Below are 19,904 nucleotides of genomic sequence, written 5' to 3'. Positions count from 1 at the left end.
GAGTAGCCGCGCTAATTAAGGTCACACAGATGGACATGCAATCCCGAATTCGCCAGCTTTTTCAGGCCAGTATCGACACCAAGCAAATGGCGATGGACGTACTTGCACCGCACATCGAGCAAGCCAGCCAAGTGATGGTCAACGCCCTGCTCAATGAGGGCAAAATGCTTTCCTGCGGCAACGGCGGCTCCGCTGGCGACGCCCAGCACTTTTCGTCAGAGCTGCTCAACCGCTTCGAACGTGAGCGCCCGAGCCTGCCAGCCATCGCGCTGACCACCGACAGCTCGACGATCACCTCGATTGCCAACGACTACAGCTACAACGAAATCTTCTCCAAACAGATCCGCGCCCTCGGCCAGCCAGGCGATGTATTGCTGGCGATTTCCACCAGCGGCAACTCGGCAAACATAATTCAGGCGATCCAGGCCGCACATGATCGCGAAATGATTGTCGTAGCATTGACCGGTCGCGATGGCGGCGGCATGGCGTCACTGCTATTGCCCGAGGATGTCGAGATTCGCGTACCGGCCAATGTCACCGCACGTATTCAGGAAGTCCACCTGCTGGCGATCCATTGCCTTTGCGATCTGATCGACAGCCAACTGTTCGGGAGTGAAGAATGACCCCTAATCGCCTAGGCCTGATGGCCTTGACCCTGTGCCTGATCGGCATCAGCGGCTGCACCTCGGTGGTTAACGCCAGCCGTGAAGCGCCGATTGAAGATGACCGTGGCACACGCACCTTCGGCAGCAAGATCGACGACTCCCTGATCGATACCAAAGTCGGCGTCAACGTGGCCAAGGCCGACCCGGCCCTGGACAAGGATTCGCACATTGTCGTTACCAGCTTCAATGGTGTGGTGCTGCTCGCCGGGCAGACGCCTCGCGAAGACCTCAAGGCCAAGGCCGAGCAGGCCGCAGCCGCTGTGCAGCGGGTAAAAACCGTGCACAACGAATTGCAGATCCTGCCGCCCTCCTCACTGCTGGCACGCCAGAACGACGCCTGGCTGACCACCAAGATCAAGACCCAGATGCTCGCAGACGCCAACATCCCCGGCTCGCGCATCAAGGTGGTGACCGAAAACGGCATCGTCTACTTGCTGGGCCTGCTGACCAAACAGGAAGCTGCTCAAGCGACCAACCTGGTACAAGGCGTTTCCGGCGTGCAGAAGATTGTGAAGCTGTTTGAGTACATCGACTGATCCCCCCTGTAGGAGCACGGCTTGCCGGCGATGGCGTCTTTGAATCGCCATCGCGAGCCAGCTCGGCTCCTACGGAAGTAATAAAAAAGGCGATCCATCCGGATCGCCTTTTTTATTACTTCACCACTTTCAAACTGGGTCGACCGCTGGGACGCGGCGGCTCGCTGTCGGGTGGCGGAATATCATCATCCGGCTCAATCTCTTCTTCGTCTTCCATAGGCGATTCCAGATCGAACACCATGCCCTGACCGTTCTCCCGGGCGTAAATCCCCAGGATCGAGGCGATAGGCACGTACAGGGTGTGTGGCACACCGCCGAAGCGCCCTTCGAAGCTGACCGCCTCGTTGTCCATGTGCAAATGCCGCACGGCTTGTGGCGACACGTTCAAGACGATTTGACCGTCACTGGCAAAGCCCTGAGGCACCTGCACCGATGGGTATTCCGAATTGACCAGCATGTGCGGGGTGCAATCGTTGTCCACAATCCACTCGTAGAGCGCGCGGACCAGATAAGGTCGACTGGAGTTCATAGCGGCTCCTTAAGCCTTAGCGCATATCGCGTTCGACACCAGACAGACTTGCCTGGAAAGCCTCACGCGCAAACGAGCGCTCCATATAATCAAGCAGCGGCTTGGCAGGCCGCGGCAGTTCAATACCCAAAATCGGCAAGCGCCAGAGTATTGGTAATAGGCAGCAGTCCACCAGACTTTGTTCCTCACTGAGGAAAAACGGCTTGTCGGCGAACAGCGGCGACACGCCCGTCAGGCTCTCGCGCAGCTCTTTACGAGCGACGACGCGGGCTGCTTCCTTGGTCTTCGAATCCAGGATCAGATCCACCAGGCCACACCAGTCGCGCTGAATACGATGAATCAGCAGACGGCTGTTTGCACGCGCCACAGGATAAACCGGCAGCAAGGGCGGGTGCGGGTAACGCTCATCCAGATATTCCATCACCACGGTCGACTCCCACAACGCTAGGTCACGATCGACCAGGGTGGGCAGGCTTCCGTAAGGGTTCACCTCAATCAGTTTAGGCGGCTGGCGACCAGCTTCCACGTAAATGATCTCGGCGCTGACACCCTTCTCTGCAAGTACGATACGCACTCGGTGGGAATAGTGGTCGGCGGGGTCGGAGTAACAGGCCAACCGATTGGTCACGCCCATGGCGGTCCTCCTCGCTTGTTGAAATTATCGAAAGCGGAAAAACGAGCGCGCCCAGAGGACGCCTCCCGTAACGCCTGGATCACCAGACTCGTTACACCTTCAGAGGCGCCCTTGGGCGCGCGCGATTAACAGCAACTGCTTGAATCTTTATCAGTGCACATCTTTCCAGTATTCGCGCTTGAGCAGATAAGCGAACACAAAGAAGAACGCCAGGTACAGCAAGACGTAAGTACCAATGCGCTGATGTTGCAACTTAACCGGGTTAGCCGAGTAAGCCAGGAAGGTTACCAGATTCTTGACCTTCTCATCGAACTGCTCTTCGGTCAGGGCACCCGTTTTCGGCACGATGGTCATTTGATCACAGGCTTCATGCGTCAAAGGCGTACCGGTCAGCGGGTCAAACTGCTTCTTGCCGTCTTCGACGATCTGAACCTGCTTGCAACCGATGATCTGACGACCTTGCAGGCCCGCCAGGACGTTAGGCATACCGACGTTCGGGAAAACCTTGTTGTTCACGCCCCATGGACGCGACGGATCTTCGTAGAACGACTTCAGGTAGCCATAGAGCCAGTCAGTACCGCGAACACGAGCCACCAGCGTCAGATCAGGCGGAGCCGCGCCGAACCAGGCCTTGGCGTCTGCCGGCTGCATGCCGATGCTCATGTGGTCGCCAATCTTGGCGCCGGTGAATACCAGGTTCGAGAGCATCAGCTCATGGGGAATGCCCAGGTCATCCGCAACGCGCTCGTAGCGCTGGAACTTGGCGCTGTGGCAGCCCATGCAATAGTTGGCAAAGGTACGTGCACCATCTTGCATGGCAGCCTTGTCGGAAACGTCGATGTCGACCTTTTCCAGCTCAGGACCACCATGTTCAGCCGCGAAGGACAGGACAGGCAAAGCAGCAAAAATCAGCGCAAAAAATAACTTTTTCATCAGCCAGTCACCCTTTCCGGAACCGGTTTGGTCTTCTCGAGCCTGGTGTAGAACGGCATCAGAATGAAGTAGGCGAAGTACAGGAAGGTACAGACCTGCGACAGCAACGTCCGCTCAGGAGTCGGGGCCAACACGCCCAGCACGCCAAGGATCACGAACGAAATGCAGAACACCCACAGCCAGATCCTGCTCAGCCAGCCTTTGTAGCGCATCGACTTGACGGGGCTACGGTCCAGCCACGGCAGGACGAACAGCATGGCGATCGACGCACCCATGGCAATAACACCCATGAGCTTGTCCGGGATGGCCCGCAAAATCGCGTAGAACGGAGTGAAGTACCAGACCGGAGCGATGTGCTCTGGGGTCTTGAAGGCGTTCGCCACTTCGAAGTTCGGTTTCTCGAGGAAGTAACCACCCATTTCCGGGAAGAAGAACACGATCGAGCAGAAGATGAACAGGAACACCACCACGCCGACGATATCTTTCACGGTGTAGTACGGGTGGAAGGCAATGCCGTCCAGCGGTACGCCGTTTTCGTCCTTGTGTTTCTTGATGTCGACGCCGTCCGGGTTGTTCGAACCGACTTCGTGCAACGCCAGAACGTGCAGCACCACCAGACCGAGGATCACGATCGGCAACGCAACAACGTGCAGGGCGAAGAAGCGGTTCAGGGTAATACCGGAAATCAGGTAGTCACCACGGATCCACTGGGTCAGGTCGTTACCGATGACCGGGATCGCACCGAACAGCGAGATGATCACCTGGGCACCCCAGTAGGACATCTGGCCCCACGGCAGCAGGTAACCCATGAAGGCTTCAGCCATCAGCGCCAGGTAGATCAGCATGCCGAAGACCCACACCAGCTCACGCGGCTTCTGGTACGAACCGTAGAGCAGGCCACGGAACATGTGCAGATAAACCACGATAAAGAACGCCGAGGCGCCAGTGGAGTGCAGCAGACGCAGGATCGAGCCGTACTCGACGTCGCGCATGATGTATTCGACGGAAGCAAACGCCTCTTCTGCCGACGGGGTGTAGCTCATGGTCAGCCAGACACCGGTGACGATCTGGTTAACCAGAACGAGCAGTGCCAGGGAGCCAAAGAAATAGAAGAAGTTGAAGTTCTTCGGGGCGTAGTACTTGCTGAGATGGTCTTCCCACATTTTGGTCGCGGGAAAGCGCGCATCAACCCAATCCATGAACTTGCTCATCACGCTTTCTCCGTATCGACGCCGATGACAATGATGTCGTCGGTCTCATAGGAATGCGGGGGAACTGGCAGGTTCAAAGGCGCAGGTTGCGACTTGTAGACGCGGCCAGCCAGATCGTAGTGGGAACCGTGGCACGGGCAGAAATAACCGCCTACCCAGTCCTTACCCAGATCAGCAGGTGCCACTTCGGGACGGAAGGTCGGCGAGCAACCCAGGTGTGTGCAGATACCGATCAGCAGCAGTACTTCTGGCTTGATCGAACGCGTTTCCGGGTCGACATAAGTCGGTTGTGTCGAGTTCTTGGAGGTCGGGTCAGACAACTGGCCCTCGATCTTTTTCAGATTCCCCAGGATTTCCGTAGTACGGCGGACAATGAATACCGGCTGGCCGCGCCACTCAGCAATCATCTGCTGGCCTGGCTCGATTTTGCTGACATTCACTTTCACCGGTGCACCTGCGGCTTTCGCCTTGGCACTGGGAAACCATGACCCCACGAACGGGACCGCAGCCCCCACCGCTCCTGCAGCACCCACCACGGATGTGGCTGCTACCAAGAAGCGACGCCGGCCTGCATTCACGCCGTCATTGCTCATTCAGTCCTCTCCCATCAGCTTTTGTGGCCTGTTAAATCAGGCATCTACTAAGTAAATCTATGTACTTATAAAAATTTTGCCGAATGGTAATGAAAAGCCCCAATTCTGACAAGGTAATTACCCAAGGGCTCCACTGCCAAGCCTTGCAGTATAGGGGCTCTACGGCTGTGGCAAGTTGTCACAGCGCAATTCTTTGATAAATCGCACGCATAAAAAAACGCCCAGCTCCGTGAGGAGACTGGGCGTTCTTTTTTGAACGTGAAAGCGAATTAACGCTTCGAGTACTGCGGACGCTTACGCGCTTTACGCAGACCGACTTTCTTACGTTCAACTTCACGAGCATCGCGAGTAACGAAGCCAGCTTTGCGCAGAGCGCCACGCAGGGTTTCGTCGTACTGCATCAGTGCGCGAGTGATACCGTGGCGGATTGCGCCAGCTTGACCACTTACACCACCGCCGATCACGGTGACGTAGATGTCGAACTTCTCGACAGTCTCAGTCAATTCCAGCGGCTGACGAACTACCATGCGGGCAGTTTCGCGGCCGAAGAAATTATCCAGCGAACGGTTGTTGATGGAGATGTTACCAGTACCCGGACGCAGGAAAACGCGTGCGGTTGCGGTCTTGCGACGGCCAGTGCCGTAATTTTGAGTCGCCGACATAATGAACTATTCCGTTAAAACTTCAGTTCTTGGGGCTGCTGAGCAGTATGAGGGTGTACAGCGCCCGCATAGACTTTCAGCTTACGATACATGTCGCGACCCAGCGGGTTCTTAGGCAGCATGCCTTTGACCGCGGTCTCGATCACGCGCTCAGGGGCTTTAGCGATCAGCTTTTCGAAGTTGATCGACTTGATGCCGCCCGGGAAACCGGAGTGGGAGTAGTAGATTTTGTCGGTGGTTTTAGCACCGGTTACACGAATCTGCTCGGCATTGATAACGACGATGTAATCGCCGGTGTCAACGTGAGGAGTGTACTCAGCTTTATGCTTGCCACGCAGACGGCTCGCGATTTCGGTGGCCAGACGACCCAGGGTCTGACCTGCAGCGTCGACGACAAACCAGTCGCGCTGTACTGTTTCCGGTTTAGCAGTAAAAGTTTTCATTCTTTATAGCCTCAGGGGCCGCCCTGTAAATTAGACGGCGGATCTTACTGAATAGTGCGTACTTTGACAAGTCAAAGGCAGCCGGATACAGACGCTTTCGGGGGCTCGGGTCGGCGCGTCCGTTCAACGGCAAGATTCTTCGGCGGCGGCGCATCACTTCCACTGCAGAAAGAGGTGCGCAATTATGCAGATTGCGAAAAATAATTCAACCTGCTTTTATGATTGTTTTGCCCAAGGAGTACCCGATGGACTATCGCCAGCTAGGCAGAACCAATCTGAATGTGAGCGCCATCTGCCTCGGAACCATGACCTGGGGCGAGCAAAACAGCGAGGCTGAAGCCTTCGCGCAGATTGAACGGGCCAAAAGTGCCGGGATCAATTTCATCGACACCGCCGAGATGTACCCGGTGCCACCCAAGGCCGAAACCTACGCCACCACCGAGCGCTACATCGGCAATTACTTCAAAAGTCGCGGCGATCGCGCCGACTGGATCCTCGCCAGCAAGATCGCCGGCCCCGGCAATACCATCGATTACATCCGTGATAAAAACCTGCGCCACAACCGCCAGCACATCACCGAAGCCGTGGACGCGAGCCTGAAACGCCTGCAAACCGACTACATCGACCTCTATCAACTGCACTGGCCGGAACGCAGCACCAATTTTTTCGGACAGCTGGGCTACAAGCACAAGAGCGAAGCCAACCTCACGCCGCTGGAAGACACCCTCGAAGCGCTGGACGAGCAGGTCAAGGCCGGCAAGATCCGCCACATCGGCCTGTCCAATGAAACACCATGGGGCACCATGCGCTTCCTCGCCCTGGCCGAAGCCCGTGGCTGGCCGCGCGCCGTGTCGATCCAGAACCCGTACAACCTGCTCAACCGCAGCTTCGAAGTCGGCCTGGCAGAAATTGCCATTCGCGAACAATGTGGCTTGCTCGCTTATTCGCCGCTGGCGTTCGGTTTCCTGTCGGGCAAGTACGAAGGTGGCGCTCGCCCACCAAAAGGCCGCCTGAGCCTCTACAGTCGCTTCAGCCGCTATTTCAACCCACAATCGGAAGCAGCGTGCAGCCGTTACGTGGCACTGGCCCGTGAACACGGCCTGGACCCGGCGCAAATGGCATTGGCATTCGTGACCCAGCAACCGTTCGTCACCAGCAACATCATTGGCGCGACGACGATGGAGCAACTGGAGAGCAATATCGCCAGCTTCGATTTGAAACTGTCGGATGAAGTGCTGGAGGGGATTGAGGCGATTCACAAGGATCACCCGAACCCTGCACCTTGATTGATCCTTAAAACCAATCGCGGGCAAGCCCCGCTCACACAGGTTCGGTTATTCCTGTGGGAGCGAGGCTTGCCCGCGATGGCGCCAGTTCAGTCAATGCAGATCAAAGCGAACGCGCAATAATCTCCTTCATGATTTCATTGGTCCCCGCATAAATCCGCTGCACCCGCGCATCCGCCCACGCCCGGGCAATCGGGTATTCCCACATAAAGCCGTAGCCGCCATGCAACTGCACGCACTCGTCGAGTACCTTGCATTGCAGGTCCGTGCCCCAATACTTGGCCATCGCCGCCGTCGGCACGTCCAGCTTGCCTTGCAGGTGCAACTCCAGACAGCGATCGACGAAGACTCGGCCAATCTGAATTTCGGTGGCCATCTCCGCCAGCTTGAAGCGCGTGTTCTGGAAATCGGCAATCGCCTTGCCGAACGCCTTGCGTTCGCGGGTGTAGTCCAGCGTCCATTGCAACGCAGCCTCAGCCGACGCCAGCCCGCCGATGGCCACGGTGAGGCGTTCTTGCGGCAATTCCTGCATCAGGTAAGCGAAGCCCATCCCGGCCTGCCCCAACAGGTTTTCCTTGGGCACCCGAACGTCCTGAAAGAACAATTCCGACGTGTCCTGCGCCTTCATCCCGACCTTTTCCAGGCGCTTGCCCTTGTCGAAGCCGGGGGTGCCGGCCTCGACCAGAAACAGACTAGTGCCCTTGGCGCCGGCCTTCGGATCGGTCTTGGCCACGACAATCACCAGGTCCGCCAGAAAGCCGTTGGTGATGAAGGTTTTCGAACCGTTGATGATGTACTCGTCGCCATCCAGCACCGCCGTGGTCTTCACCCCTTGCAGGTCGGAACCGGCCCCCGGCTCGGTCATGGCGATCGCCGTGACCATCTCGCCGGACACCAGTTTCGGCAGGTATTTATGCTTCAACGCCTCACTGCCGTAATGCAGGATGTAAGGCGCCACAATGTCCGAATGCAGGGAGAAACCGATCCCGGTCAGCCCCAGGCGCCCAACCTCTTCGATCACCACCGCGCTGTACAAAAAGTCCGCGCCCAACCCGCCGTATTCCTCCGGCAGATGCGAACACAACATCCCCGCCTCCCCGGCCTTGTTCCAGAGTTTTCGGTCGATATAGCCTTGTTTTTCCCACTGTGCATGGAACGGAACGGCCTCTTTTTCGAGGAACGTACGCACGCTGTCGCGGAAAAGTTCGTGCTCGGAACTGAACAAGGTTCTGGGGATCATGCGGCACCTGTCGTTATTGTTAGAGGAATGGCCCTTCAGAGACTAAGCCTCACCTCCGACACAGGACACTGGACACATCAGACAAAAAATAAGACGATCCAGCCGTTTGATGACCACTTTCCCTTATAAAAATAAAGTTGAATTATGTCTAAGCACGTCTCCACGCCCCTGCGGCGCGTCAGCATCCTGGCGATCGACCGGGTTTTCGCTTCCACCCTCCTGCAAGCCAAAGATTTCTTCCATCTGGCCAGCCTGCGCTATGGAAAACAGCTGGGCCAGGGCCTGACACCGGCATTTGAAACCCGGTTGGTCAGCCCCGACGGCAAGCCAGTGAACAGCTTCAGCGACGTGATCATCCCGGTAGACGGCGGCCTGGAAAACGCCGACATCATCATCCTCCCCGCCTTCTGGGACGACTTCGAGACGCTCTGCAAACGTTATCCGCAGGTCTTCCCGTGGCTGCGCGAGCAACATGCCCGCGGTGCGGTGCTGTGCGGCGAAGCGACAGGGGTGTTCTGGCTCGCCGAGGCCGGCCTGCTCAATGGCAAGGAAGCGACCACGTACTGGCGCTTCTTCAACGCGTTCGCCGAGCGCTACCCGCAGGTTCAGCTGAATCAGGACAAGCACCTGACCGACGCCGACAACCTGTATTGCGCCGGCGGTACCACCTCGGCCTGCGATCTCTACATCTATCTGATCGAGCGCTTCTGCGGCGCCAACGTATCGCAGGCCGTGGCGCGGGATATCCTCTACGAAGTCCAGCGCAGCTATTCCCCGGGACGGATTGGTTTTGGCGGCCAGAAGCTGCATCAGGACGTGATCATCCTGCAGATCCAGCACTGGCTCGAAGAGCACTTCGCCGACAAATTCCGCTTCGAAGACGTCGCCCGCGAACACGGCATGAGCATCCGCAACTTCATGCGCCGCTTCCAGACCGCGACCGGCGACAAGCCGCTGCATTACCTGCAACGCCTGCGCATCGAAACCGCCAAGGGGCTGCTGTCCGGCAGCCGCAAGAGCATCAAGACCATCAGTTATGAGGTCGGTTACGATGATGCAAGCTTCTTCGCGCGGCTGTTCCGCCAGCACACGGAACTGTCGCCGAACCAGTATCGGCAGCAGTTTCAGCAGGCGGCGTAATACTCAAATCCAACACATATCCAATGTGGGAGCGAGCTTGCTCGCGATTGCGGTGTGTCAGTCGACATCAATGTTGAATGTGAAACCGCCATCGCGAGCAAGCTCGCTCCCACAGGGTCCGCGCTGGATTCAAGGTCTGCTCAAGGCATAAAAAAGGGCCTGCAAATGCAGGCCCTTTTTTTGTGTCCGAATCGTCCTACGGCTTGTGCGCCCGGGACAGGAATTCGTGCGACTGCATTTCCAGCAGACGGCTGAGCGTGCGCTGGAACTCGAAGTTCAGGCGACCGCCGGTGTAGAGGTCTTTGAGCTCGACTTCGGCTGAAATGATCAGCTTGACGTTACGGTCATAGAACTCATCGACCATGTTGATAAAGCGACGGGCGATGTCATCCGTGGTGACGCTCATCTGCTCGACACCGCTGAGCAGCACGGCGTGGAAGATCTTGCCCAGTTCGATGTAATCGTTCTGGCTGCGTGGGCCGTCGCACAGTTCGCGGAAGTCGAACCAGGCCACGTCATCACACGTACGTACCGCGCGGATGGCGCGATTCTCGATCATCAGCACGTCATTTTCGACCGCGGCGGTGCATTCCGGCGTCAGTGCGCGGAAGCTCTTGCGCAGGCTTTCCTGAGCGGCTTCGTCCAACGGAAAGTGGAACAGTTCCGCTTGTTCAAGATGACGCAGACGGTAATCGACGCCGCTGTCGACGTTGACGATGTCGGTGTTCTGCTTGATCAGCGCGATGGCCGGCAGGAAGCGCGCGCGTTGCAGGCCGTCCTTGTACAGGCCGTCCGGCACGATGTTCGAGGTCGCGACCAAGGTCACGCCGTTCTTGAACAGCTCTTCCATCAGCGTGCCAAGAATCATGGCGTCGGTGATGTCGGAGACGAAAAACTCATCGAAGCAGATCACGCGCGACTCGTCGGAGAAACGCTTGGCGATGATGGTCAGCGGGTTTTTCTCGCCACCGAGGGTCTTCATCTCCTCGTGCACGCGCTTCATGAAGCGGTGGAAGTGAGTCCGGGTCTTTTCCTTGAACGGCAGCGCTTCGAAGAAGGTGTCGACCAGGTAAGTCTTGCCGCGACCCACGCCGCCCCAGAAGTACAGGCCCTTGACCGGCGCCTGCTCTTTCTTGCCAAACAGTTTGCCAAACAGGCCCGGCTTGCTCTGCGAGGCCGCGACCAGATCGTCGTACAGGCGCTGCAAATGGCGCACAGCAGTTTCCTGCGCGGCGTCATGGAAGAATTCCGGGCGCTTCAGATCAGCTTGATATCGTTCTAGGGGCGTCATAATTCGTTAGCAAGGCAACAAAAACGGGCCGTCACTGTAGCGACGGCCCGGGGGAATGGCAATCGGCCCTTGGTCGGGTCGAGCCGCTGTTTTATTCCTGAACCGGCGTCAACGCAACGCGCAGGGCGTCGATGGCGCCGTCACGCGCGGTGCTGTCGGCGAATGCCGGGCTGTCTGCCACACACTCGCCTTCCAGCCAGACACTGAAGCTCAGGTCTTCGCTGCGCAGGTCCAGAGGCTGGCCCGCTTGCAGTTGCTTGGTCACTTGCCCGGCGGTTTTGCCGTCGGCAAAGTTGCGCGACAACAGCAGTTGCTCGCCATCGGCCGCCAGCAGACGGAAGCGGAAACTGCCGTCGTCTTCACGGAAGCTGACAAAACGTGCTGCTTTCGCGGCTTTTTTCTTGGTAGTGGCCGCGACTTGAGTCTGCGCCACGAAAGAACGCAGGCCGACCGCTTCACGCAGTTCGTGAAGGAACGGTGTCGCCACGGCACGGGCCTTCTTGGCGCCGACTTGCAGCATGTCTTCCAGGTCCGCCGGGCGTTCGATCAACTGGTGATAACGCTCGCGGGACTCGCCCAGTTCGCTGTCCAGCAACTGGAACAGACGATTCTTCGCTTCGCCCCAACCCAGGCCCTGCAACAGTTCGCTGCGGAACTCGTCGGACTGCGCCGGGGTGGCAAATGCCTGGAACAGTGTGAACAGGTGCGAATTGTCCGGGTCTTTGGCTTCGCCCGGCGCGCGCGAATCGGTGACGATCCGCGAAATCGCGTCCTTCATCTCTTTGGCGCTGCTGAACAACGGGATGGTGTTGTCGTAGCTCTTCGACATTTTGCGACCGTCGAGGCCTGGCAGCGTGGCAACACTTTCTTCAATCAGCGCTTCAGGCATGGTGAAGAATTCTTTGCCCTGACCGAACAAATGGTTGAAGCGCTGACCGATGTCGCGGGCCATTTCCACGTGCTGGATCTGATCGCGACCGACCGGCACCTTGTGCGCGTTGAACATCAGGATGTCCGCGGCCATCAGCACCGGATAGCTGTACAAGCCCATGGTAATGCCTGCATCCGGGTCTTCGCCGGTCTCGACGTTCTTGTCCACCGAAGCCTTGTAGGCGTGGGCGCGGTTGAGCAGGCCCTTGGCGGCGACGCAGGTCAGCAGCCAGGTCAGCTCGGGGATTTCCGGGATGTCGGACTGGCGATAGAACGTCACGCGGTCCACATCCAGGCCACCGGCCAGCCAGGTCGCGGCGATTTCCAGACGCGAGCGCTGGATGCGCAGCGGGTCATCGCATTTGATCAGGGCGTGGTAGTCGGCCAGGAAGTAGAACGAATCGGCATTGCTGTCACGGCTGGCGACGATCGCCGGGCGGATGGCGCCGGCGTAGTTGCCCAGGTGTGGCGTGCCGGTGGTGGTGATGCCGGTGAGGATACGGGTACGAGTCGTCATGGGTAATCGCTTGTCAGACTGCAATCAATTCGAAAGACGCGGCAGGATCAGATCCTTGAGATCGGTCAGCTTGCCATGAAAAAAGTGTCCGCATTCTGCCACTTTCAGCAGCTCATGGGGACGCTCGAGTTTCGCGGACCAGTCGTAGACGGCTTGCGGGTCGATCACTTCGTCGGTTTCCGGCTGGATCAGGGTCAATTCGCCGTGTTGCGGCAGTTGATCCTGATCGCCCAGGCGCATGACAGCGGGCGCTACCATGAACACATGTTTCAGCTGTTCGCCCTTGGCTTCCAGGCGTCCGCCGAGACTGGCGGCAACAAAACCGCCGAAGGAGAAACCGAACAGGGTCAGTGGCAAATCTGGATGTTTGGCCCGCAGCCATTCGGCCACCACCTCGGCATCGTCGACTTCGCCGGTGCCCATGTCGTGGGCGCCTTCGCTGGCACCGACGCCACGGTAGTTGAACCGCAAGGTAATCAAACCGGCATCACGCGCGGTGCGCTGCAGGGTCGACACCACTTTGTTGAGCATGGTGCCGCCCTGCACCGGGTTCGGATGGCAGATCAGCGCAATGCCGCGTGGCTGCTCATTATCGAGGTAAAGGGCTTCCAGTTGACCCACCGGGCCATCAATCACTACAGGGGTTTCGCGCATAAGCAAGGAAGGAACTCCGTGACCTCGAATCGGGTCGACTCGTCTAGCAATTTGTCTGTGCCAATCTATTGCGAGTGAATCGCGGTATACAGCGCAGGTTCGAGCCGTTAACGTAAAGCAAAGCCGTTTATAGAGGAAGGACTCGTGGAACACTCGCTCTTAGTTTGGTTGTTACCGACTCTTGCCCTGGTTGTGGGTGTCGCCATTGGATTCCTGATCGCTCGCCTGGTGCCAAATGCCGCGCCGAGCAGCACGCAACGTCAGCTGGATGACATTCAGGAACGTTTCGACAATTATCAGAATGAGGTGGTAACCCACTTCAACAGCACGGCCACCCTGGTCAAGAAGCTGACTCAGAGCTATCAGGAAGTGCAGGATCACCTCGCCGAGGGCGCCAACCGCCTGGCCCTGGACGAGCAAACTCGCCAGCGCTTGCTGGCCTCCTTGCACGCCGATGCGGCAACGGCCCCGCGTGAACGCCTGACGCCGCCGCGCAACCAGGAGCCGCCTCGCGATTACGCACCAAAATCCCCGAACGCGCCGGGCATGCTTGATGAGCATTACGGCCTGAAGAAGTAATCAGGTTTAGCGCAATACAAAAGCCCTCGGACGAGTGATTGTCCGGGGGCTTTTTTGTTGCTGATGTTTGGGTTGTCAGCACTGGCCTCATCGTCGGAACAAATCACACAAAAAAGCCCGCCCGATCTGTTGAGGATCGGGCGGGCTCTTTTTTTACGCCTGGGGTTCAGTCAGGTTGGTAAAGGTAAAACGGTTATTACTGAGGATACTGCTGACCCGGAATCGCTTTCAAGTTGACTTCAACGCGACGGTTCTGTGCCCGACCATTGGCATCACCGTTGCTGGCAATCGGATTATCCGGGCCGGCACCGCGAGCCGAGAGATTGGCACCGCTCACGCCTTGCGACGTCAGGTAAGTCGCCACGCTCTGTGCACGACGCTGGGACAGGTCCATGTTGTGCTGACGCGCGCCGGTGCTGTCGGTGTAGCCGACGATCTCGATCTGGTTCTGGTTGAACTCCTTGAGCGAGCCCGCCAGGTTGTTCAACGGCTGATAGAAGCTTGGGGCGATGTTCGCCGAATCGGTGGCGAACGTGATGTTGCCCGGCATGATCAGTTTGATCTGATCGCCCTGGCGCTGCACTTCAACCCCGGTGTTGGCCATGCTGGCGCGCAGTTTTTTCTCTTGCTGGTCGGCGTAGTAACCGTAACCGGCGGCGGAAGCACCCACCACCGCAGCGCCGATCAGCGCGCCCTTGCCACGGTTATCGTGGTTGATCGCGGCACCGGCCAAGGCACCCGCCAAGGCACCGAGGCCGCCGTATTTAGCGGTTTTGCTCATGCCTTCGGAGCCAGTATCAGCCTGCCCCTGAGGCTGGCCATTGTAAGGGTTGGGCGAAGCACAGCCCGACAGCAAGGCCACTGCGGTAGCGACAATAATCAAAGGACGCATGGTGAACATTAAGAGCTCCTACTTTTTGCATTCTGTGGTGCAACGGACTTAAGCATTGGACCTTTGCGGGCGTTGGATCGTCGCGCCGGTCAAAAATTCCCTGTGTTACAAATCAGGCCCGCACGAACGGGTTCTCGCGCATTTCATCGCCCAGACGCGTGTCCGGACCATGCCCGGTGACCACGGTCGCTTCTTCGTCGAGGGTATACAGCCGCTGCTTGATCGACCGCACGATGGTCGCCTGATCGCCGCCCCACAAATCCGTGCGCCCTACCCCGCGTCGAAACAGCGTATCACCGGCAATCAGCAGCTTAGCCTCTGAAAACCAGAAGCTCATGGAACCTGGCGTATGCCCCGGTGTGTGGATCGCCACACCGCAACCGCAAGCCAGTTCTTCGTCATCGGCCAACCAGCGATCCGGCGACGGAACCGGCGTATAAGGCACTCCGAACATCTGGCACTGCATTTCCAGGTTGTCCCAGAGAAACTGATCTTCTTTGTGCAGGTGCAACGTCGCGCCGGTTTTCTCCTTGAGCTGACCGGAGGCCAGGAAGTGATCCAGGTGCGCGTGGGTATGGATGATGCTGACCACCTTCAAGCCCAAGGCATCGAGGCGCGCCAGAATCAATTCATGATTGCCGCCCGGGTCGACGACGATCGCCTTTTTAGTGATCGGGTCGCCGATGATGGTGCAGTTGCACTGCAACGGGCCGACGGGGAAGGTTTCGCGAATGAGGCTCGGTTGTGGGGGCATCGGGTCATGCTCGAAAATCAGGGATGGGCAATTCTGTCACAAAACAGCAGCGGTCTTTTGCAGGTCGGGTCAATCTTGTAAACACTATCCCAGCAGCCCGAACTCCTTCGCCCGCGCCACCGCCTGCGTACGCCGTTCAACCCCAAGCTTGCTGTTGATGTGGCTGGCGTGGGTCTTGACCGTGTGCAGCGAGATGAACAGTTGATCGCTGATTTGCTGGTTCGAACAACCTTCGGCAATCAGGCGCAGTACCGCCAGTTCACGGGTGCTGAGCTGTTCTGCCGCCGCACATGACTCCACGACCGGGCGAACGGCCACGATCGGTAAATGCTCGGCAAGGTTTTGTGAAAAAGCAGTCTGGGAACAGAGTTGCAATTGCCCGCGCAGCCACTCCGAATGTCCTGCGAGCAACCCGTCGAAGGGTTGCAATACACCGCCAACCGCTGCTTCCAGCGCCTGGGCCAGTGCCTTGCGGGCCTCGGGCTCCCGTCCGCCGGTCAGCAACAAGGTCACTTTTTGTGTCAGCGCCATTGCACAAAGCAATTGCCGTCCGGTTTGCTGCCCATGTTCAAGCAACGCATTCAACCGCCCTTCGGCGAGCATCGGTTGCCCTTGAATGACTTCCAGCAAGGCCTGCTGTAACTCGATATGCAGCGGCAGCTGTGGATGAAACTCCGGCGGCGCGGCCGCGTGTTCGCCGTTGTAGGTCTGACCCAGACGCGCCAGCCAGGCTTCGGCCAGGTCGGTGCGTCCCTGGGCCAGCCAGAGCTCGCATTTGACCAGTGTGATCATCGCCAGGTAATAAATCGGTGGCACGTCCCAGATGTGCATCAGCCGCTCGGCTTCGGCCAGTTCGGCGAAGGCTTTGGCGAACTCGCCGCTGTTGCCCTCAAGCCGCGCGATCACACAATGGCCGAGCAATACGCTGATATCGCGACAGGCCCGTGCTTCACTCAAACCGGTTTGCAAGCGCACCCGCGCGACTTGTGGTTGCAGGTGCATGGCCAGCAGGAAACCTTCATACATGGTCAGCCGTGCGCGTACGGCATAAAGCCGTTGCGCAGACAGCCCTTGCAAGCGTTGCAGGCCCTGACGGACTTCTTGCAGCGAACGCAGGATTTCCCCCCGCGCCTGCAACACACGGGCGCGGTCGTAATGGGCCAGTGCTTCAAACAATGGATTGCCGACACGCTGCGCCAATTCCAGCGACTCACGGTTCAAATTGCGCGCACGCCACAAATCGCCGTCGGCGATGGCCAGGTTGGACAGGGTCGAGAGGCACATCAAGCGTTGCCCGTAGCGTTTGGCCGGCAGGCTCTGCAGCGCTTCAGTGCAATAAAGAAGCGTCAGATCACGGTTGCCGCGCCCGCGAGCGATGATGCCGCTCAGGGCCAGCCACTGCGCCAGCATCGACTTCTGCGCCGTGGCCGAAGGGGCCGGCAGGAAGCGGCTCAAATGGGCAGCCAGTTCCTCCGCGGCGTCCAGCTGACAGGCCAGCCCCAACGCCCAGCTATAGAGCACGATCAATCGGGGGGTGCTGATCAGCAGGCTGTCGGGCAGGTCCATTTTCCAGCGCAGCAACATGCCGACGTTCTGCTCGGCGAGCAGTTGTTCTTCAGAGAGGTTTTGCACCAGGTTCGCCGCAACGTCCAGATGCCCGGCACGCAACGCTTGCTCCACCGCTTCGTCGAGCAGCCCCTGTGCATTGAACCAGCGACATGCACGCAAATGCAGGCTGGCCGCGGGCACTATCGTCTGCGCGGTGGGCCGGGTGCGCAGCAGGTCGGAAAACAGATGGTGATAGCGGTACCAGTGGCCGTGCTCGTCCAGTGGCACCAGGAACACTTGATGTGCCTGGAGGAAACGCAGGATTTCAGCACTGTCATGAGCTTCGCGAACCGCGTCGCAGAGCTCGCTGCAAAAACGTTCCTGGGGGGCTGTGTCGTAAAGGAACTGTTGCACTTCGGCCGGCAGGCAATCGATGACTTCTTCGAGCAGGTAATCGCGAATCAGCCCTTCCCCGCCGTGCAGCGACTGCGGCAACGCACCTTCAGTGCCCGCCTCGGAGGCTGCCAGCAACCAGAATCGCAGCCCCGCAACCCAGCCTTCACTGCGTTGAATCAGGCTTTCCAGCGCCTCGCCACGCAATGAAGTACTGTGGCGATCAAGCAACGTGAGGGCTTCATCGTGGGTCAGGCGAAGGTCCTGTTCATGCAGTTCGAGCAGTTGGCGCGACAGGCGCAAACGGGCCAGGTGCCAGTCCGGGCGCTGTCGACTGGTGACCATGACCAGCAAGCCATCCGGCAAATGATTGAGGAAAAATTGCAGGCAACGATCGAGCACCGGGCCTTGCGCAAGGTGGTAATCATCGAGCACCAGCAGCAAAGGCGTACTTGGCGACAGGTGAATGGCCAGCTCGTCCAGCAACCCGTCCAGCCATTCTTCAAAAGCGAACGGCTGATGGCGCTGGCGCATTTTCAGCAGTCCCAGCGCCTGGCTGCCCAGTGTCGGAAAGTAATCCTGGAGCCCTTCGAGCAACCGCTCAAGGAAACGCCCCGGGTCGCTATCTCGCGAACTCAACCCCAGCCACAGGCTTTGCCAGGAAGGTGGCAACCCCTGACAGAACTCCACCGCCAAGGAACTCTTGCCAAACCCGGCGGGTGCGCTGACCAGCAACAGCCTGCCACCGAGGCCAGCACTCAGGCGTTCGCACAGACGAGGCCGCAGCACATGGCCGTCGGGCAGCGGAGGCCTGAAAAAGCGCCCGTCCAATGCGGCGACGGAAACGCTTGCGGGGCCCGGGGGTGGGGACAGATCAGTCATGGCCGGCTCTTGTTTGAATTGCGGATGGCGGCGTTGCAGATGTCCGCAGACTAGCGGTAAACGGATAGGGAATGAAGGTTATTGCTACAAATGGCTACAAAAAGTCTACAAGCAGAGAGGTCGGTCAACCCGGCAACCACACCGCCTTTGTGAACTCCAAAAAAAAACGCCCCGAACCAGTCGGGGCGTTTTCGAGGATGCGGCCTCTGTTCAGTACAGGTTAACGAACCCCGTCCTGACGCAGTGCGGCCGGTGTGAAGTCACTGGTGGTGGCGGTGAAGCCGAAGTTATACGCGGACTTCTCTTCGTTCTTCATACCCAGCGCCAGGTAACGGCCCGATTGCAGGTCGTAGAGCACTTCCAAGGCATACCACGGCACTTGTTTGTCGTAGTAGTCTTCGGCATGCGCCTCAGCCACACGCCACAACTGGCCACGACCGTCGTAGTGATCGATCACCGCGGCTTGCCAGGTGTCTTCGTCGATGTAGAAGTCACGCTTGGCGTAGATGTGACGCTGGCCTTCTTTCAAGGTCGCCACCACATGCCAGACCCTACGCAGCTCGTAACGGGTCAGGTCCTGGTTGATGTGACCGGCCTTGATGATGTCGGTGTACTTGAGGTTCGGCGAATCGATTTTGTAGCTGTCGGAAGCGATGTACATCTCTTTCTTGCCTTCGAGCTTCCAGTCGTAGCGATCCGGCGCACCGTTGAACATGTCCAGGTTGTCGGAGGTACGCAGGCCATCCGCCGCAGTACCCGGCCCGTCATAGGACACTTGTGGTGCACGACGCACGCGACGCTGACCGGCGTTGTAGACCCACGCCGAACGCGGTTCCTTCACTTGGTCGAGGGTTTCGTGCACCAGCAGCACACCACCGGCCAGACGTGCCGGCGCGGTCACTTTCTGCTTGAAGTAGAACAGGATGTTGCCCGGGTTTTTCGGGTCGTAGTCCTTCATCTTGTCGCGGAAAACGAACTGATCCTCGAAGTACACCAGGCTGAACGAACCGTTCGGCTGTGGCGTGGCCTGGGTCACCAGACGGGTCACGCTGCCACCGCGATAGCGGGTAATGTGGTTCCAGATGACTTCAACGCCGCTTTTCGGAATCGGAAACGGTACGGCGGTTTCGAAGTTTTCCAGGCCGTTGCCGCCGGACACGAGGGTCGTTGCGGTGGCGTTTTTCTTGATGGCGGCGAACACGTCATCCGGCACGGTGGAGCCGCGATGGGACGGGTAAACCGGCATCTTGTAGGTTTCCGGGTAGCGCTTGAACATCGCGTACTGGCCCGGGGCGAGTTTCTCTTTGTACTGGTCGACGTTCTGCGCGGTGATGGTGAACAGCGGCTTTTCACTGGCGAACGGGTCGGACAGGAAACCCTTGCTGTCAACGGTGCCGGCGTTTTTCGGCATGGGCTTCCAGGCCGGAATCGAACCGTCGGCGTTGCCCGCCATCTCGGCACCCATCGGCGTCAGGCTCTTGCCCAGTTTGTCGGCTTCGGCCGCAGGGACCGCCGCCATTACGCTGCTCGCCAGCAGCGAAAGCCCCAAGACACCGGCGTGGAACAGACTCTTTGTTATTTTCATATGTGTG

20 protein-coding genes are annotated in these 19,904 nt (G+C 58.6%); 5 read left to right on the top strand and 15 right to left on the bottom strand.

Features of this window, described 5'->3' with window-relative positions; genetic code table 11:
* The first annotated feature begins 29 nt into the window (after positions 1–29).
* Positions 30–623: a phosphoheptose isomerase gene (locus AB4N43_RS22050; protein WP_008025961.1), complete on the top strand. Its 594-nt coding sequence runs from the start codon at positions 30–32 to the stop codon at positions 621–623.
* Positions 620–1,201 carry a BON domain-containing protein gene (locus AB4N43_RS22045; RefSeq protein ID WP_027922679.1) on the top strand — a complete coding sequence of 194 codons (582 nt, stop codon included), beginning with the start codon at positions 620–622 and terminating at the stop codon, positions 1,199–1,201. Before AB4N43_RS22050 ends, AB4N43_RS22045 begins: the two co-directional genes overlap by 4 nt.
* Before the next feature lie 115 nt (positions 1,202–1,316).
* On the opposite strand, the gene AB4N43_RS22040 is transcribed toward AB4N43_RS22045, so the two are convergent.
* From AB4N43_RS22040 to rplM, 7 genes are all read right to left on the bottom strand, one after another.
* The gene (locus AB4N43_RS22040; RefSeq protein WP_007943725.1) at positions 1,317–1,730 is read right to left on the bottom strand and encodes a ClpXP protease specificity-enhancing factor; all 414 of its coding nucleotides are present in this window, start codon (positions 1,728–1,730) and stop codon (positions 1,317–1,319) included.
* Between the two features lie 16 nt (positions 1,731–1,746).
* Positions 1,747–2,364: a glutathione S-transferase N-terminal domain-containing protein gene (locus AB4N43_RS22035; protein WP_027922678.1), complete on the bottom strand. Its 618-nt coding sequence runs from the start codon at positions 2,362–2,364 to the stop codon at positions 1,747–1,749.
* A gap of 150 nt (positions 2,365–2,514) precedes the next feature.
* Positions 2,515–3,297 (bottom strand): cytochrome c1, encoded by a 783-nt coding sequence (locus AB4N43_RS22030; protein WP_027922677.1) that lies wholly within the window; start codon positions 3,295–3,297, stop codon positions 2,515–2,517.
* Positions 3,297–4,508, bottom strand: a complete 1,212-nt coding sequence (locus AB4N43_RS22025; RefSeq protein WP_027922676.1) for a cytochrome b — start codon at positions 4,506–4,508, stop codon at positions 3,297–3,299. Before AB4N43_RS22025 ends, AB4N43_RS22030 begins: the two co-directional genes overlap by 1 nt.
* The gene (petA, locus tag AB4N43_RS22020) at positions 4,508–5,101 is read right to left on the bottom strand and encodes a ubiquinol-cytochrome c reductase iron-sulfur subunit (RefSeq protein ID WP_027922675.1); all 594 of its coding nucleotides are present in this window, start codon (positions 5,099–5,101) and stop codon (positions 4,508–4,510) included. The genes AB4N43_RS22025 and petA overlap by 1 nt, the downstream gene beginning before the upstream one ends.
* 269 nt (positions 5,102–5,370) lie before the next feature.
* On the bottom strand, positions 5,371–5,763 hold the full coding sequence (rpsI, locus tag AB4N43_RS22015; protein WP_002555064.1) for a 30S ribosomal protein S9: 393 nt from the start codon (positions 5,761–5,763) through the stop codon (positions 5,371–5,373).
* Between the two features lie 14 nt (positions 5,764–5,777).
* Positions 5,778–6,206, bottom strand: coding sequence for a 50S ribosomal protein L13 (gene rplM / locus AB4N43_RS22010; RefSeq protein ID WP_007905295.1), 429 nt, complete (start codon positions 6,204–6,206; stop codon positions 5,778–5,780).
* A 245-nt stretch (positions 6,207–6,451) separates the two neighbouring features.
* Here rplM and AB4N43_RS22005 point away from each other — a divergent pair, with 245 nt between their 5' ends.
* The gene (locus AB4N43_RS22005; RefSeq protein ID WP_027922674.1) at positions 6,452–7,492 is read left to right on the top strand and encodes an NADP(H)-dependent aldo-keto reductase; all 1,041 of its coding nucleotides are present in this window, start codon (positions 6,452–6,454) and stop codon (positions 7,490–7,492) included.
* A 103-nt stretch (positions 7,493–7,595) separates the two neighbouring features.
* On the opposite strand, the gene AB4N43_RS22000 is transcribed toward AB4N43_RS22005, so the two are convergent.
* Positions 7,596–8,732, bottom strand: a complete 1,137-nt coding sequence (locus AB4N43_RS22000) for an acyl-CoA dehydrogenase family protein (RefSeq protein WP_059182177.1) — start codon at positions 8,730–8,732, stop codon at positions 7,596–7,598.
* Between the two features lie 243 nt (positions 8,733–8,975).
* On the opposite strand from AB4N43_RS22000, the gene AB4N43_RS21995 reads away from it, so the two are divergent.
* On the top strand, positions 8,976–9,872 hold the full coding sequence (locus AB4N43_RS21995; RefSeq protein ID WP_172825971.1) for a GlxA family transcriptional regulator: 897 nt from the start codon (positions 8,976–8,978) through the stop codon (positions 9,870–9,872).
* A 196-nt stretch (positions 9,873–10,068) separates the two neighbouring features.
* Here the strand turns inward: AB4N43_RS21995 and zapE are convergent, their stop codons facing one another.
* From zapE to AB4N43_RS21980, 3 genes are all read right to left on the bottom strand, one after another.
* Entirely contained in the window at positions 10,069–11,163 is a 1,095-nt protein-coding gene (gene zapE / locus AB4N43_RS21990) for a cell division protein ZapE (RefSeq protein WP_027922671.1), read from the bottom strand.
* Positions 11,164–11,254: 91 nt separating this feature from the next.
* The gene (locus tag AB4N43_RS21985) at positions 11,255–12,610 is read right to left on the bottom strand and encodes a tryptophan--tRNA ligase (protein WP_460151940.1); all 1,356 of its coding nucleotides are present in this window, start codon (positions 12,608–12,610) and stop codon (positions 11,255–11,257) included.
* Positions 12,611–12,634: 24 nt separating this feature from the next.
* Positions 12,635–13,264 (bottom strand): alpha/beta hydrolase, encoded by a 630-nt coding sequence (locus AB4N43_RS21980; protein WP_460154223.1) that lies wholly within the window; start codon positions 13,262–13,264, stop codon positions 12,635–12,637.
* Positions 13,265–13,408: 144 nt separating this feature from the next.
* Between AB4N43_RS21980 and AB4N43_RS21975 the strand changes: the two genes are divergently transcribed.
* On the top strand, positions 13,409–13,843 hold the full coding sequence (locus tag AB4N43_RS21975) for a Z-ring associated ZapG family protein (protein ID WP_027922668.1): 435 nt from the start codon (positions 13,409–13,411) through the stop codon (positions 13,841–13,843).
* A gap of 196 nt (positions 13,844–14,039) precedes the next feature.
* On the opposite strand, the gene AB4N43_RS21970 is transcribed toward AB4N43_RS21975, so the two are convergent.
* The 4 genes from AB4N43_RS21970 to AB4N43_RS21955 form a co-directional block, all read right to left on the bottom strand.
* Entirely contained in the window at positions 14,040–14,744 is a 705-nt protein-coding gene (locus AB4N43_RS21970) for an OmpA family protein (RefSeq protein WP_059182174.1), read from the bottom strand.
* Between the two features lie 103 nt (positions 14,745–14,847).
* Positions 14,848–15,489 carry an MBL fold metallo-hydrolase gene (locus tag AB4N43_RS21965; protein ID WP_140668516.1) on the bottom strand — a complete coding sequence of 214 codons (642 nt, stop codon included), beginning with the start codon at positions 15,487–15,489 and terminating at the stop codon, positions 14,848–14,850.
* A gap of 84 nt (positions 15,490–15,573) precedes the next feature.
* A complete protein-coding gene (locus AB4N43_RS21960; RefSeq protein WP_460151939.1) occupies positions 15,574–18,312 on the bottom strand; it encodes a LuxR C-terminal-related transcriptional regulator in 2,739 nt (912 codons plus the stop codon).
* A 220-nt stretch (positions 18,313–18,532) separates the two neighbouring features.
* Positions 18,533–19,897 carry a DUF1329 domain-containing protein gene (locus AB4N43_RS21955; protein ID WP_027925994.1) on the bottom strand — a complete coding sequence of 455 codons (1,365 nt, stop codon included), beginning with the start codon at positions 19,895–19,897 and terminating at the stop codon, positions 18,533–18,535.
* Between the last annotated feature and the right edge of the window lie 7 nt (positions 19,898–19,904).

The sequence above is a fragment of the Pseudomonas sp. S2_B07 genome (genome assembly GCF_054668435.1).
This window is presented reverse-complemented; position numbering and strand designations above follow the sequence as displayed.